The following is a 15,384-nucleotide window of genomic DNA, read 5'->3' as shown; positions in this document are numbered from 1 at the left end:
CATGGCACGCTTCTTCATCGACCGGCCGATCTTCGCCTGGGTCATCGCCATCCTGGTGATGCTCGGCGGTATCCTCGCCATCTACCAGCTGCCGCTGGCGCAGTACCCCAACATCGCGCCGCCGCAGATCAGCCTCAACGCCACCTACACCGGCGCCTCGGCTAAGACCATGGAAGACTCGGTGACCCAGGTCATCGAGCAGCAGATGACCGGGCTCAACGGCCTGACCTACATGTCATCCAGCAGCAGCTCGGCGGGCAGCGCCACCATCACCCTGACCTTCGAGGCCGGCACCGACGTCAACACCGCGCAGATGCTGGTGCAGACCAAGCTGGAGCAGGCCAAGGCGCGCCTGCCGGAAACCGTGCAGCAACAAGGCATCGAGATTCGCAACTCGGCCAGCGACTTCCTGATCATCGTCTCGCTGGTCTCGGACAACCCCGAGGTCAGCGCCACCGACATCAGCGACTTCATCTCCAGCACGCTGTACGACCAGATCAGCCGGGTCAACGGCGTGGGTGAAGTCACCACCCTGGGCTCCAGCTACGCCATGCGCATCTGGCTCGACCCGGACAAGCTCAAGCAGTACTCGCTGATGCCCTCGGACGTCAGCAGCGCGCTCACCGCGCAGAACGTCGACACCTCCGCCGGCCAGCTCGGCGCCCTGCCCGCCCGCCCCGGCCAGCAGCTCAACGCGACCATCAGCGCGCGCAGCAAACTGCAGACCGCCGCGCAGTTCCGCGACCTGGTGCTCAAGTACTCCAGCAATGGCGCGGTGGTGACCCTGGCGGACGTGGCGCGCGTGGAGCTGGGCAGCGAAAGCTACGACGTGGTCGCCGAACACAACGGCCGGCCCTCGGGCGGCCTGGCAGTGAGCCTGGCCACCGGCGCCAACGCGCTGGACGTCTCCGAAGCCGTGCAGGCCAAGCTCGAGGAGCTTGCGAAATTCTTCCCCAGCAAGCTGCAACTGCGCAGCGAAGTGGCTTACAACACCGCGCCCTTCGTGAAGATTTCCATCGAGGAAGTGGTCAAGACGCTGTTCGAGGCCATCGCCCTCGTCGTGCTCATCATGTACCTGTTCCTGCAGAACATCCGCGCCACCCTGATCCCGGCCATCGCCGTGCCGGTGGTGCTGCTGGGCACCTTCGGCGTGCTCGCGCTGATGGGCTACTCGATCAACACACTGACCATGTTCGGCATGGTCCTGGCCATCGGCTTGCTGGTGGACGACGCCATCGTGGTGGTGGAGAACGTGGAGCGGATCATCGCCGAGAAAGGTCTGTCGCCCCGCGAAGCGACTCGCCAGTCCATGGGCGAGATCAGCGGCGCGCTGATCGGCATCGCCGTGGTGCTCTCGGCGGTGTTCGTGCCGATGGCCTTTTTCGGCGGCTCCACCGGCGTGATCTACCGGCAGTTCTCGGTGACCATGGTCGCCGCCATGGCGCTCTCGGTGCTGGTCGCCATGACCCTCACCCCAGCGCTGTGCGCCACCCTGCTCAAGCCCGATGCGAAGCACGGCGAACCACGCCGTGGCTTCTTCGGCTGGTTCAACCGCACCTTCGAGCGCGGCTCGCGTGACTACCAGCGCGGCGTCGGCGCCGTGCTGGCGCGGCCGCTGCGCGCGCTGGTGATCTATGCGCTGGTGCTGGGCGGCGTGGGTGTGATGTTCCACAAGCTGCCCACCGCGTTCCTCCCCGACGAGGACCAGGGCATGCTCATGATGATGATGACCCTGCCGGTGGGCGGCACCGACGAGCGCCTGCAGGACGTCACCCGCGAGGTGCAGCAGTACATGCTGCAGCAGCCGGAAGTCGCCTCGGTGCTCACCGTGCGCGGCCTGGGCAACGGCGGCAACGCGCAGAACTCCGGGCGCGGCTTCATCAAGCTCAAGGACTGGAGCGAGCGCCAGGGCGACGAGCACAGCGCCGCTGCCGTGGCCCGCCGAGCCAACATGGCGCTGTCGAAGATCCTCGACGCCAACGTCTTCGTCATCTCGCCGCCGGCGATCCAGGGCCTGGGCGAAAGCTCCGGCTTCGACATCCAGCTGCAGGACCTCGCCGGCCTCGGCCACGCCGAGCTGCTCAAGGCCCGAGATACCTTCCTGCAACTGGCGGCCAAGGACCCGCGCCTGGCCAACGTGCGCGCCCAGGGCCTGGAGGACACCCCGCAGCTCAACGTCGACATCGACGACCGCAAGGCCGGCGCCATGGGCGTGGCCTCAGGTGACATCAACGACACCCTGAGCGCAGCCATGGGCGGCAGCTACGTCAACGACTTCCTCGATGCCGGCCGGGTGAAGAAGGTCTACCTCCAGGGCGATGCCGACAAGCGCATGCAGGCCGAGGACATCGGCGACTGGTACGTGCGCAACTCCAGCAGTGCCATGGTGCCGCTGTCGGCCTTCACCAGCACCCGCTGGAGCACCGCCTCGCCGCTGCTGGAGCGCTACAACGGCTTTGGCTCCTACGAGCTGGTGGGCGAACCGGCAGCCGGCGTCAGCTCCGGCGACGCCATGGCAGCGGTCGAGCAGATCATGGCCCAGCTGCCCGAGGGCATCGGCTACGCCTGGACCGGCCAGTCCTACCAGGAGCGCCTCGCCGGCAACCAGGCGCCGCTGCTCTACGCCATCTCCATCCTCTTCGTGTTCCTCTGCCTGGCCGCGCTGTACGAGAGCTGGTCGGTACCCTTCGCGGTGATGCTAGTGGTGCCGCTGGGCATCCTCGGTGCGCTGCTGCTGACCGGCTTGCGCGGGCTGTCCAACGATGTCTACTTCCAGGTCGGCCTGCTGACCACCGTGGGCCTGGCGGCGAAGAACGCCATCCTCATCGTCGAGTTCGCCAAGGAGAACCACGAGCGCGGCCAGGACCTGCTGGCGGCCACACTGGAGGCGGTGCGGGTGCGCCTGCGCCCGGTGCTGATGACCTCCCTGGCCTTCATCCTCGGCGTGTTGCCGCTGGCTCTCTCCAGCGGTGCCGGTGCCGGCGGACGCCAGGCCATCGGCACCGGCGTGCTCGGCGGGATGCTCGCCGCCACCCTGCTCGGCCTGTTCTTCATCCCCCTGTTCTATGTGCTGGTGCAGCGCGTGGCCTCGCGCCGCAATGCCACCCGCGACGTCACCGCTGCAGGAGAAGCCTGATGAGTCTTTCCCCGATTCCCCTGGTCCTGGCGATGTTGCTCGGCGGCTGCGTGAACCTCGCGCCCGACTATCAACGCCCGGACGCCCCGGTGGCCAGCCAGTGGTCCACCGCTACCCCGGCCGGCCAGGCCAGCGCCGATATCGCCTGGCGCGAGCTGTTCGTCGATGCCCGCCTGCGCGACACCGTCGCCCGCGCCCTGGCCAACAACCGCGACCTGCGCGTCGCAGCGCTGAACGTCGAGTACCAGCAGGCGCAGTACCGCATCCAGCGTTCGGCGCTGTTCCCGGCGGTCTCCGCCACCGCCGACGGCACCCGCCAGCGCTCGGTGTCCGATGGCAGCAACGCGGTCAGCAGCCAGTACAGCGTCGGCCTCGGCGTGAGCAGCTACGAGCTGGACCTGTTCGGTCGCCTGGGCAACCTGAAGGACGCCGCGCTGGAGGACTACCTGTCCCTGGAGCAGACCCGGCGCAGCACGCAGATCAGCCTGGTGGCCGAAGTCGCCAGCGCCTGGATGACCCTGGCCGCCGACCAGCAACTGCTGAGCCTGGCGAAAGAAACCTACGCCAGCCAGCAGAAGACCTACGAGCTGACACAGCAGAGCCACGGCCTGGGCGGCCAGTCCGGACTGAGCCTGGCGCAGTCGCTGAGCACAGTGGAGTCGGCGCGCGCCGACGTGGCCAACTACGCGAGCCAGGTCGAGCAGGACCGCAACGCACTGGAGCTGCTGGTGGGCGAGCGCCTCGACGACAGCCTGCTGCCGGGCGATGCGAAACTCGACGCCGCGCTGCTGGTCAATGTTCCCTCCGGCCTGCCCTCGACATTGCTGCAACGCCGCCCCGACGTACTGGCCGCCGAGCACACGCTCAAGGCCGCCAACGCCGACATCGGCGCCGCGCGTGCGGCGTTCTTCCCCAGCGTGACCCTGACCGCCAGCGGCGGCAGTGCCAGCAGCGAGCTGTCCGGGCTGTTCAAGTCCGGCAGCCGCGCCTGGAGCTTCGCCCCGTCGATCAACCTGCCGATCTTCAACGCCGGCAGCAACCGCGCCAGCCTCGACGCGGCAAAGATCACCCGCGACATCGACGTGGCCAAGTACGAGAAGACCCTGCAGACCGCCTTCAGCGAAGTCGCCGACGCCCTCTCGGTACGCGGCCACATCAGCGAACGCCTCGACGCCCAGCGCAGCCTGACCCAGGCCACCAGGAAGAGCTACGACCTGTCGCTGGCGCTGTACAAGCAGGGCTCGCAGAGCTTCCTCGAGGTGCTCGATGCACAACGCTCGCTGTACTCGGCGCAGCAGACGCAGATCACCCTGGAGCTGTCCGAGCAGGTCAACCGGGTGACCCTGTACAAGACCCTCGGTGGCGGCTGGCAGGGCTGAATGCCGGGCGGATGAATCGGTCGGCGCCTGCGGAGGTTACAATGGCGCCCACACCGATTTCCCGGAGCCCGCTGCAGATGTTCACCCTCGCCATCCTCGACACCTCTCCTCCCGAATCCCTGAAGAGCCAGGTGCTGCAGATGGTGGTGGACTATTTCAGCGACATCAGTCCGGTGCCGCTGACGCCGAGCAACCCGCTGTTCCAGCTGTACCAGTATGTGATCGGCTTCGAGGTACACCTGTACCTGCAGGCCATGGACGGTTCCCCGGAAAGTCCCGCACGCCTGATCCTCGCCCTCGACGACGAAGACCCGTCGCAGGTGCTCGGCTTCGCCCTCTACCTGCCGAGCCAGGACGACGCCGAGGCCTGCACCCTGGCCTACCTCGCTGTCCAGGCCAGCCACCGCCGTCGGGGCATGGCCCGCGCCATGCTGCAGAAGATGACCGCACACCGCCCCCACGCCGAACTGGCCTGCGCGGCGGGCAAGGTGCCGGTCTTCGAGGCGATGGGCTTCCAGGTCCTCGCCGCCCAGGGGCCGCATGTGCTGATGAACACCCGCGACCACCGCTCCGACGGCATGGTCGCCGTGCAGGACCTTGCGCCGATCTACCAGTCCAAGGAAGTGCGGCAGATCCACACCTACCTGGTAAAGCAGAACGGCAGCAAGGCCATGCGCGAGGCCGAGAAGAAACGCGACCGCCTGCTCGACCAGATGACCTGGCAGGCGCAGGAGCTGGTGAAGGTGCGCTTCCCCACCCTCCACTGAGTGCCCTCTGCTGCCCGTATGGCCGCCCCTCGACAGACCGGCATTCCATCTGTTGCACCCATGGCGCAGTCCAGCTGCCGCCTTCATCAAGGAACGACGAACAACATGGATGAAACTTTCCAGGGGAGCTGCCTGTGCGGCTCGGTCAGGTATGCAGCGACCACGGCACCCAAGGCTGTCAGCCATTGCAGCCAATGCCGAAAAAGCCACGGAGCGGCCTTTGCCAGCTACGGCAGCGTGCCGCGCGGGGATCTGCGAATTCTGGCTGGTGCGGAGGGCATCCGATCCTATTCGTCGTCGGTCGGTACGCTGCGTCAGTTCTGTTCCAACTGTGGTTCTTCGCTGTTCTGGTCAACGAGCCAAGGGGAATTTTCCGATTGGATTTCCATAGCCCTTGGCACGCTGGACAGCGCCTTCGAACCGGCCAGACAGAAGCATGTCCATGTCAGTAACCGAGCTTCATGGCTGCGCTTTCAAGAGTCCTGATCTGACAATACATAGCCGGTTCAGCGGGCAGATAACGGCCAGAAACGGACGTTCACCCGTCTCGTCCTCGCCCGCCTAAGATCAGCGCGTCGCGTCCTAGGGGCTCTCTCTAGCCTCAACCCAAGCACCTCAAAAGACCATCGCCAGCTTATCTACATAAGCAAAACAGATACCTTCTTAAAAAATACCCAGAGGCGACTAGCAGTGGGCAAGGCTTACAGTCGCCCCACGCCGAAAAACGGCGAGGTGATTCCTGCCGGTCATCATCGATTTCGAACCCTGCCGGAATTTTCACCATTACAAGAACAAAAGGTGAACACGAATGCTCAAGCAAACTGTCGACGTCAAAGACTGGATCGACAACCGACCGGTATCGCCCTACCAGTGGCTGATCCTCTGCCTGTGTTTCCTCATCGTCCTGTTCGACGGCTTCGATGTCGCCGTGATGGGATTCATCGCCCCCTCGCTTATGCAGGACTGGGGGCTGTCGCGCGCCGCCTTCGGCCCGGTGATGAGCGCCGGCATGGTCGGTCTGGCCATCGGCGCCCTGACCGCCGGCCCCTACGCCGACCGCCTCGGCCGCAAGAAGGTGCTGCTGTTTGCCGTAACCGGCTTCAGCGTACTCAGCCTGGCCTGCGCCTTTGCCCGCAACCCTTATGAGCTGGCGGTCCTGCGCCTGCTCACCGGCATCGCCCTGGGCGCCGCCATGCCCAACAGCACCACGCTGCTCGCCGAGTACCTGCCCGAGCGCCGCCGTTCGCTGCTGATCACCGTGATGTTCACCGGCTTCAACATGGGCTCGGGCCTGGGCGGTTTCGTCGCAGCCTGGCTAATCCCGCACTATGGCTGGCAGTCGGTGCTGCTGGCCGGCGGCGTGCTACCACTAGCACTGCTCCCGCTGCTCTGGCTGTTCCTGCCCGAATCTGCACGTTTCCTGGCGGCCCGCAAGGCGCCCGCCGAACAGGTTGCTGCCGCGCTGGCCAAACTGGGTGGGCGCTTTGCCGAAGGCACTGTCTTTACCGTCGCCGAGCCGCCGGTGCAGCACAAGGCTCCCGTTCGCCAGCTGTTCGTCGAACGCTATCGTCTGGGCACCCTCGCGCTGTGGGCTACCTATTTCATGGGCCTGCTGGTGATCTACCTGACCATGGGCTGGCTGCCGACCCTGCTGCGTGACGGTGGCCTGTCCATCGAACGCGCCGCGACCATCACCGGCCTGTTCCAGATCGGCGGCACCGTGGGCGCCATCGTGGTCGGCTGGATCATGGACCGCCGCAACCCCAACCGGGTGATCGCCGTGGCCTACGCCCTGGGCGGGCTGTGCATCGTCTCGCTCGGCGCACTGAGCCTGGAGTCCAGCTTGCTGGTGATCGGCGTGGCCGCCGCCGGGTTCTGCATGAGCGGCGCGCAGACCGGACTGAATGCCTTCGCACCGGGCTACTATCCCACCGACTTCCGGGCCACCGGGGTCAGCTGGATGCTGGGCATCGGCCGCTTCGGCGCGATCTTCGGCTCGCTGATCGGCGGCGCGGTGCTCAGCCTTGGCCTGGGCCTGCCGTTGCTCTTCACTTTCCTTGGCCTGCCGGCATTCGTCGCGGCCGTGGCGATCCTGGCCAACGGCCACGCCCGGCGCCGTGCGAACCAGCCCCTGGCCACGCCGTAATCCAACCTTCGAGGACCCCGTCATGGCACGCATCATTGGTGGCCTAGCCGTCTCCCACACTCCGACCATTGGTTTCGCCGTCGACCACGACAAGCGCGAAGAGGCCGCCTGGGCACCAATCTTCCAGAGCTTCGAGCCGATCCGCCGCTGGCTCGAGGAACAGCGCCCTGACGTGCTCTTCTACATCTTCAACGACCACATCACCTCGTTCTTCTTCGACCACTACAGCGCCTTCACCCTCGGCGTCGACGACCAGTACGGCGTCGCCGACGAGGGTGGCGAGCCCCGCGCGCTGCCGCCGGTGGGTGGCCACGCGGCGCTGTCGCGGCACATCGGCCAGAGCCTGATGGCCGACGAGTTCGACATGAGCTTCTTCCGCGACAAGCCGCTGGACCACGGCTTCTTCTCGCCGATGTCGGCGCTGCTACCCTGCGCCGACGGCTGGCCGCTGCAGATCGTGCCGCTGCAGGTCGGCGTGCTGCAGCTGCCGATCCCCAGCGCGCGGCGCTGCTACAAGCTGGGCCAGGCCCTGCGCCGGGCCATCGAGAGCTACCCGGAGGACCTCAAGGTCGCCATCGTCGCCACCGGCGGCGTGTCGCACCAGGTCCACGGCGAACGCTGCGGCTTCAACAATCCTGAGTGGGACGCACAGTTCCTCGACCTGCTGGTCAACGACCCCGAGCGCCTCACCGAGATGACCGTCGCCGAATACGCCACCCTGGGCGGCATGGAGGGTGCCGAGGTGATCACCTGGCTGATCATGCGCGGCGCGCTCTCGGCACGGGTCAACAAGCTGCACCAGGACTACTACCTGCCGTCCATGACCGGCATCGCCACGCTGTTGCTGGAGAACCTCGACCAGGGCCTCCCGGCCCCGCTCAACGAGCGCCATCGCCAGCACATCGGCCACCAGTTGGCCGGTGCGGAGAAACTCGAAGGCACCTACCCCTATACCCTGGAACGCAGCGCCAAGGGCTACCGCCTGAACAAGTTCCTCCACCGCATGATTGAGCCGCAGTGGCGCCGCAGATTCCTCGAAGAGCCCGAAGCGCTGTACGCCGAAGCCGGTCTCAGCGAGGAGGAGCGCGACCTGCTGCGCCGCCGCGACTGGCGCGGACTGATCCACTACGGAGTGATCTTCTTCGTGCTCGAGAAGCTCGGCGCGGTGCTCGGCGTGTCCAACCTGGACATCTATGCCGCCATGCGCGGACAGAGCCTGGAAGACTTCATGAAGACCCGCAACCAGCAGGTGCTCTACTCGGTCGCCGGCAAGGCCGCCAAGTGACACTCCCGGCGCTCCGGCCATGGGGCGCCACCACCCAGCCGAATTCCACCACAACGCCAGGAAACGGAATCCGCCTTATGCCTCGATACGCCCCACCGCCACGCTAGCGACGCCCTCCCCCGATCCCGATCCAAGCCGCCACACCAGCGCCTCGCGCCGCCGGACGGCAACGCTTTGCCCATGGTTTTGCCCGTTAAGAAGACTGGAGAACAACAACAATGATCAGCCATTCCAAGCACCGCATCGTCTGCACACTGGCCCTGGCCTCGGCCCTGCCACTGGAGGCGCTCGCCGACGGGTTCCTCGAGGACTCCAAGGCCAGCGTGCTGCTGCGCAACTTCTACATGAACCGCGACTACACTGGCACCGCCAGCCAGGGCAAGGCCGAGGAGTGGACGCAGAGCTTCATCCTCGACTATAAGTCCGGCTTCACCCAGGGCACCGTCGGCCTAGGCCTGGATGTTCTCGGCCTCTATAGCCTGAAGCTCGATGGCGGCAAGGGAACCGCCGGCACCCAGCTGCTGCCGACCCATGACGACGGCCGCCCGGCCGACGACTTCGGCCGCCTGGCGGTGGCCGGCAAGGCACGTATCTCGAAGACTGAACTGAAGGCCGGCGAGTGGTCGCCGGTGCTGCCGATCCTGCGCTCCGACGATGGCCGTTCGTTGCCGCAGACCTTCCAGGGCGCGCAGCTCACCTCGAAGGAAGTCGCGGGCCTGACCCTGTATGGCGGTCAGTTCCGTCAGAACAGCCCGCGCAACGACGCGAGCATGGAGGACATGAGCCTGTTCACGCGCACAGCGTACAAGTCCGACCGCTTCAACTTCGCCGGCGGCGAGTACCGCTTCAACGGCGACCACACCCTGGTCGGCCTGTGGAACGCCGAGCTGAAGGACATCTACCAGCAGCAGTACCTGCAACTGCAACACAGCCAGCCGCTGGGCGACTGGGTGCTGGGCGCCAACCTCGGCTACTTCTGGGGCCAGGATAACGGCAGCGCCAAGGCCGGCGAACTGGACAACCACACCGCCTCGGGGATGTTCTCGGCCAAGGTCGGCGGCAGCACCTTCTACCTCGGCCTGCAGAAGGTCATGGGCGATGACGAGTGGTTCCGCGTCAACGGCGCCAGCGGAGGCACCCTGGCCAACGACGCCTTCGGCTCCAGCTTCGAGAGCGCCAAGGAACGCTCCTGGCAGCTGCGCCACGACTACGACTTCGCAGCTTTCGGCGTGCCCGGCCTGACCCTGATGAACCGCTATATCCACGGCGACAACGTGCACAACGCCGCCACCGACGACGGCACCGAATGGGCCCGCGAGAGCGAGCTGGCCTATACCTTCCAGTCCGGCGCGCTGAAGACGCTGAACATCAAGTGGCGCAACTCCAACATGCGCCGCGACTGGGGTAGCACCAACAGCTTCGACGAGAACCGCCTGATCGTCAGCTATCCGCTCAACCTGTTGTAACGCCCCGCCCTTCCCGCACTCCGCGCAGCCAGCGTACTGCTCCCGCCGGCTGCCCGGAGCGCGGGCGTTTATCCCGCCTGCTCGCGGATCACCTCGCGGATGCTCTGCATCAGCGCCGCCGACACCGGCGAATGCAGGCAGCCATTGCGGAAGGTCAGGCCGATGGCGCGGGTAGTCTGCTCCAGCTGCACCGGCAGCGGGCACAGCTCGCCCGAGGCGATCTCGTGCTCCAGCTGGTGAGCCGACACCGCCGCCAGCATGTCCGAGTGCAGCAGCAGGCCACGGATGATCGCCAGGTCGCCGCTTTCCACCACGGCATGAGGCGCGACCATGCCGGCGGCGGCGAAGCGCGTCTCCAGCAAGTGTCGCGCTGGCGATCCGGCACGCGGCAGTACCCAGCGCGCCCGTTGCAGCTCGCCGAGGGTGCGCTGCCCCTGCAACAGAGGATGCCCCTGCCGGGCCAGCAGTACGACCTCCTCGGTGAGCAGTGCCTCTCCGGTCAGGTCGCTGGCGTACTGCGCCGATCGCAGGGCACCGAAAACAAAGTCCACATCGCCCGCGCGCAGCTCGGTAGCCAGCAAGTCGAACGGACTTTCATTGGTGATCACCTGCACCCCCGGATGCCTGGCTGTGAGCCGCACGATGGCCTCGGGCAGGATGCGCGTGCGTCCCAGCGGCAGTGCGCCGACGTGCACCACGCCGCTCAGGCTGCCGCGCATGGCACTCAGGTCGGTATCGATATGGCGCAACTCGTTAAGCGCGCGCCGAATCGCAAAGAGGATCTCGTGGCTTGCGCGGGTCGGTTGCAGACCGCGGGGCGTGCGTTCGAACAGCGGCTGGCCGCAACCGCCCTCGAGCACCTTGAGCGCCGAGCTGACCGCCGGCTGGCTGAGGCCGAAGTGACTGGCCACGGTCTGCATGTGGCGCGTCTCGCAGAGCTTCACGAAGACCTCCAGGCGCCGCCCCTGGTACAGGTACAGCGGCTCCACCGGCGGCATGCCGAGCAGCCGCGGCACGCTTTCCAGCTCTGCCAGCACACGTCGCGCACGAGGCAGGACGCAGTTGCCGGAGTTGGTCAGGCGCATGCCGTTGGCGTGGCGCTCGAACAGTGGCGCGGCTAGCCGCAGCTCCAGCTCGGAGATGGCACGGGTGACCACCGATTGTGCGCGGAACAGCGCTTCGGAAGCCCGCGAAACGCTGCCCAAGTCCGCCACCCGGACGAACGCACGAACCTGCATCAGATTCGCCAGTTCGAAGTCACTCATTTCCCCTCCCGGCACACAACCCTCGTGGTACGGGACTATGACGAGCCGATTGCGCGAGCGCAATAAGTAAAAAGCATACCTCCCACAACTGAACGCATTAGTCCGCCCTGGCCCCCGGTGACATCCTCGAAGCATCAGAACAAAGCCTCCACAGGAGCCACCGAACATGTCTGCCGTAGCAAGAACCGCCCTGGTCGTCAGCGCCCACTCCGCCGATTTCGTCTGGCGCGCCGGCGGCGCCATCGCCCTGCACGCCGAACAGGGCTGCCAGGTGCACATCGTCTGCCTGTCCTTCGGCGAGCGCGGCGAATCCGCCAAGCTCTGGCGCAAGGGTGAAATGACCGAGGCCAAGGTCAAGGCCGCGCGCCGCGAAGAAGCCCAGGCCGCCGCCGACATCCTCGGCGCCAGCGTCGAGTTCTTCGACATCGGCGACTACCCGATGCGCGCCGACACCGAAACGCTGCTGCGCCTGGCCGACGTGTTCCGCCGCGTGCAACCCGAATTCGTCCTCAGTCACTCACTGAAAGACCCCTACAACTACGACCACCCGCTGGCCATGAACCTTGCCCAGGAAGCACGCATCATCGCCCAGGCCGAGGGCTACAAGCCGGGCGAGAAAATCGTCGGCGCACCGCCGGTGTATGCCTTCGAACCGCACCAGCCGGAGCAATGCGAGTGGCGCCCGGACACCTTCCTCGACATTACCCCGGTGTGGGACAGGAAGTACGCCGCCATCCAGTGCATGGCTGGCCAGGAGCACCTGTGGGAGTACTACACCCGCGTCGCCCTGCAGCGCGGCGTGCAGGCCAAGCGCAACGTCGGCATCACCAGCGCGCGCAATATCGTCTACGCCGAAGGCTTCCAGAGCGTGTTTCCGCGCGTGACGGAGAGCCTGGCATGAGCGCATTGATCGGCAAGACAGGCATCGTTGTGCGCAACATCCCGCGCCTCCCTGCCGGCCTGGCAGAGGAGCTGGGCCGCCTGGGCGTCGCGACGGTACACGAGGCACAGGGTCGCAAGGGCCTGCTGAACAGCAGCATCCGCCCGATCCAGCAGGGTATTGCGGTGGCCGGTAGCGCAGTGACGGTGCTGGTCGCCCCCGGCGACAACTGGATGTTCCACGTCGCCGTCGAACAGTGTCACGCCGGCGATATGCTGGTGGTCGCGCCCAGCTCATCCTGCAGCGACGGCTACTTCGGCGATTTGCTCGCCACTTCGCTACAGGCCCGAGGCGTCGCTGCACTGGTGATCGACGCCGGTATCCGCGACAGCCAAACCCTGCGCCAGATGGGCTTCCCGGTGTGGTCGAAGGCGATCAGCGCCCAGGGCACCGTGAAGGAAGTGCTCGGCTCGGTGAACCTGCCACTGCTGTGTGCCGGCCAGCTGGTGAACCCCGGCGACATTCTCGTCGCCGACGACGACGGCGCCGTGGTGGTACGCCACGAAGAGGCAGTGCAGGTGCTCGAAGCCGCGCGCCAACGCGCCGACCTGGAAGAACAGAAGCGCCTGCGCCTGGCCGCCGGCGAACTGGGCCTGGACCTCTACAACATGCGTCCGCGCCTGGCCGAGAAAGGCCTGCGCTACGTCGACAGCCTGGACCAGGTGGAAGGCTGAGCATGAGCCAGACCCGCATTCCCTGCCTGCTGATGCGCGGCGGCACCTCCAAGGGCGCCTACTTCCTCGCTGCCGACCTGCCCGCCGACACGGCCCTGCGCGACCGGGTCCTGCTCGCGGTGATGGGCTCGCCGGACGCCAGGCAGATCGATGGCATCGGTGGCGCCGACTCGCTGACCAGCAAGGTCGCCGTCATCAGCTCCTCCTCCCGCGAGGACGCCGACGTCGACTACCTGTTCGCCCAGGTCGTGGTCGATGAGGCGCGCGTGGATTATGGGCAGAACTGCGGCAACATCCTCGCCGGTGTCGGCCCCTTCGCCATCGAGCGCAAGCTGGTGATGGCATCCGGTGACGTGACGCCGGTGCGCATCTACATGGTGAACACCGGGCAGGTCGCCGTGGCCCACGTCCCCACATCCGGCGGTGAGGTGGAGTATGCCGGCGACGCTCGCATCGACGGCGTGCCCGGCAGCGCCGCGGCACTGGTGGTGGAATTCGCCGACGTAGCCGGCTCCAGCTGCGGCGCCCTGCTCCCCACCGGCAACACCCGCGACCGTTTTGACGACATCGAGGTCACCTGCATCGACAACGGCATGCCAGTGGTGCTGCTGCGAGCCGAGGACCTGGGTTGCAGTGGCGACGAAAGCCCGGCGCAACTGGACGCCGACACCGCGCTCAAGGCGCGTCTGGAATCCATCCGCCTGCAGGCCGGGCCATTGATGAACCTGGGCGACGTGCGCCAGCGCAACGTGCCAAAGATGTGCCTGGTCTCGCCCCCGCGCCAGGGCGGCGCGCTCACTACCCGCTCGTTCATCCCGCACCGTTGCCATGCATCCATCGGCGTGTTCGGCGCGGTGAGCGCAGCGACCGCCTGTCTCGTCGAAGGCTCCGTGGCGCAGACCATCGCGCAGGCAGGCGCAGGCGAGCTACGCCAGCTTTCGGTGGAGCATCCCAGCGGGGAATTCAGCGTGGAGATTCGCCTGCGCGATGGACAGATCGTCAGTACCGGCCTGGTGCGCACCGCGCGCCTGCTGTTCGACGGGCAGGTGTGCATTCCTTCCGCGCTCTGGTCCCCGATCGGCTGACAGGAGCGTCGGCTTGCCACGAGATCGGCTTCGGAGAAGCCGGCTCCATTCTCGCCCAGGAACGCCGCCGGCTGTCCCGTGCGGCTTCTGGATACTCGGCCCCCTCGAGACGCTGCGTCAGAAAGCCCAACGCAGAGGCGTCGACTCGTTGATCGTTTACTCCATTAGACGAACTGTACTTTTCTCACGAACGTCCGCTATGGGTCGGTAGCTGCCCACGTCGCAGGCAGAAATCGGCCAGAAGCAGACGCTCGCATTTGCAGAGATCACGCCTGATCGAGTCGGCGAGCACTATGCACTGTCGAGGTGTTCGCGCAAGAACTCGATGAATCGCTGGGTTTTCGCGGGCAGCAGCCGTGTTTCGGTCAGCGCGTAGACCGAGATGGGCCGGCCTTCCCATGCAGGTAAGATTCGGCAAAGTTTGCCGCTGATGACGTCCTCCGCCGCGACCCCCTCAGGGAGCAAGGCGATTCCCAATCCCAGCGTCGTAAGTCGGCGCAGCATGCCCACGCTGTTCAACTGAAAACGCCCGTCTACTGTGACCTCGACTCTTTCTTCGTGATTGAAAAGCGTCCACTGATCAACCTTGGGTGCACTGAGTCGCAGGCAATCCCGGCCTACTAGTTCGAGCGGATGATTCGGCTCGCCAAAATTCCGGAGATACTCCGGCGACGCATACAGGCAACGTCGCAGGCTGCAAAGCTTGCGCGCAATCAAGCTTGAGTCCGGCGGCTCTCCCATGCGGATTACAACGTCCACGGGCTCGCTGATCAGATCAACTTGGCGGGGTGTGAGATCGAATTCAAAGCGGATTTCTGGGTAGCGCCTGGCGAACTCGGCGATCAGCGGCGCCAGGAAGATGTTGGCGAAATCAACAGGTAACGATGCCCGTAGCAATCCGTTGGGCTGCGCCACCATCTCTCCCAATTCTTCATGGGCAAGCCTCGCCTCCTCGACGATGCGCTTACAACGATCAAAGTAGAGTTGGCCTGCTTCAGTCAGCTCAATCTTGCGCGTCGTGCGGTGAAGTAAACGCAAGCCGATCGCCTTTTCCAATCCGCTGATTCGCCGTGACAAGGTTGAGTTCGGCATCCCCAGCGCCTCTGCCGCCCGGCGAAAGCTGCGCACTTTGACGACTTCGACGAATAGCGCCATGTCGTTGAGCAGTTCCAAGGTATTGCTCCATGAGTGGATCAGTCATTTCAATTTTAGCGGATTTATCCCGAATTCGGATTGATCAA

General features: G+C 65.9%; 12 protein-coding genes. 10 read left to right on the top strand and 2 right to left on the bottom strand.

Going from position 1 to position 15,384, the window contains the following annotated elements:
* Position 1: 1 nt before the first annotated feature.
* The 7 genes from IB273_RS15505 (at position 2) to IB273_RS15475 (ending at position 10,179) form a co-directional block, all read left to right on the top strand.
* Complete coding sequence (locus tag IB273_RS15505) at positions 2-3,136, top strand: efflux RND transporter permease subunit (RefSeq protein ID WP_192224445.1); 3,135 nt, start codon at positions 2-4, stop codon at positions 3,134-3,136.
* Positions 3,136-4,515 carry an efflux transporter outer membrane subunit gene (locus tag IB273_RS15500; protein ID WP_192224444.1) on the top strand — a complete coding sequence of 460 codons (1,380 nt, stop codon included), beginning with the start codon at positions 3,136-3,138 and terminating at the stop codon, positions 4,513-4,515. Before IB273_RS15505 ends, IB273_RS15500 begins: the two co-directional genes overlap by 1 nt.
* A gap of 77 nt (positions 4,516-4,592) precedes the next feature.
* Positions 4,593-5,282: a GNAT family N-acetyltransferase gene (locus IB273_RS15495; protein ID WP_192224443.1), complete on the top strand. Its 690-nt coding sequence runs from the start codon at positions 4,593-4,595 to the stop codon at positions 5,280-5,282.
* Positions 5,283-5,387: 105 nt separating this feature from the next.
* The gene (locus IB273_RS15490; protein ID WP_192224442.1) at positions 5,388-5,768 is read left to right on the top strand and encodes a GFA family protein; all 381 of its coding nucleotides are present in this window, start codon (positions 5,388-5,390) and stop codon (positions 5,766-5,768) included.
* Positions 5,769-6,090: 322 nt separating this feature from the next.
* Entirely contained in the window at positions 6,091-7,428 is a 1,338-nt protein-coding gene (locus IB273_RS15485) for an MFS transporter (protein WP_151187531.1), read from the top strand.
* Positions 7,429-7,450: 22 nt separating this feature from the next.
* Complete coding sequence (locus tag IB273_RS15480; RefSeq protein WP_151187532.1) at positions 7,451-8,713, top strand: gallate dioxygenase; 1,263 nt, start codon at positions 7,451-7,453, stop codon at positions 8,711-8,713.
* A 218-nt stretch (positions 8,714-8,931) separates the two neighbouring features.
* Positions 8,932-10,179 (top strand): OprD family porin, encoded by a 1,248-nt coding sequence (locus IB273_RS15475; protein WP_151187533.1) that lies wholly within the window; start codon positions 8,932-8,934, stop codon positions 10,177-10,179.
* 68 nt (positions 10,180-10,247) lie between these two features.
* Here the strand turns inward: IB273_RS15475 and IB273_RS15470 are convergent, their stop codons facing one another.
* Positions 10,248-11,444: a LysR family transcriptional regulator gene (locus IB273_RS15470; protein WP_151187534.1), complete on the bottom strand. Its 1,197-nt coding sequence runs from the start codon at positions 11,442-11,444 to the stop codon at positions 10,248-10,250.
* 166 nt (positions 11,445-11,610) lie between these two features.
* Between IB273_RS15470 and galB the strand changes: the two genes are divergently transcribed.
* From galB to IB273_RS15455, 3 genes are read left to right on the top strand one after another with little or no spacing between them, the layout of a single operon-like run.
* Positions 11,611-12,345: a 4-oxalmesaconate hydratase gene (galB, locus tag IB273_RS15465; RefSeq protein WP_192224441.1), complete on the top strand. Its 735-nt coding sequence runs from the start codon at positions 11,611-11,613 to the stop codon at positions 12,343-12,345.
* Positions 12,342-13,058, top strand: a complete 717-nt coding sequence (locus tag IB273_RS15460) for a 4-carboxy-4-hydroxy-2-oxoadipate aldolase/oxaloacetate decarboxylase (protein ID WP_192224440.1) — start codon at positions 12,342-12,344, stop codon at positions 13,056-13,058. Before galB ends, IB273_RS15460 begins: the two co-directional genes overlap by 4 nt.
* A 2-nt stretch (positions 13,059-13,060) precedes the next feature.
* Positions 13,061-14,143, top strand: a complete 1,083-nt coding sequence (locus tag IB273_RS15455; RefSeq protein WP_192224439.1) for a 4-oxalomesaconate tautomerase — start codon at positions 13,061-13,063, stop codon at positions 14,141-14,143.
* 291 nt (positions 14,144-14,434) lie between these two features.
* Here the strand turns inward: IB273_RS15455 and IB273_RS15450 are convergent, their stop codons facing one another.
* On the bottom strand, positions 14,435-15,316 hold the full coding sequence (locus IB273_RS15450) for a LysR family transcriptional regulator (RefSeq protein ID WP_192224438.1): 882 nt from the start codon (positions 15,314-15,316) through the stop codon (positions 14,435-14,437).
* Positions 15,317-15,384: the final 68 nt, after the last annotated feature.

It is taken from the genome of Pseudomonas sp. PDM19 (assembly GCF_014852215.1).
GTDB lineage: Bacteria > Pseudomonadota > Gammaproteobacteria > Pseudomonadales > Pseudomonadaceae > Pseudomonas.
This window is presented reverse-complemented; position numbering and strand designations above follow the sequence as displayed.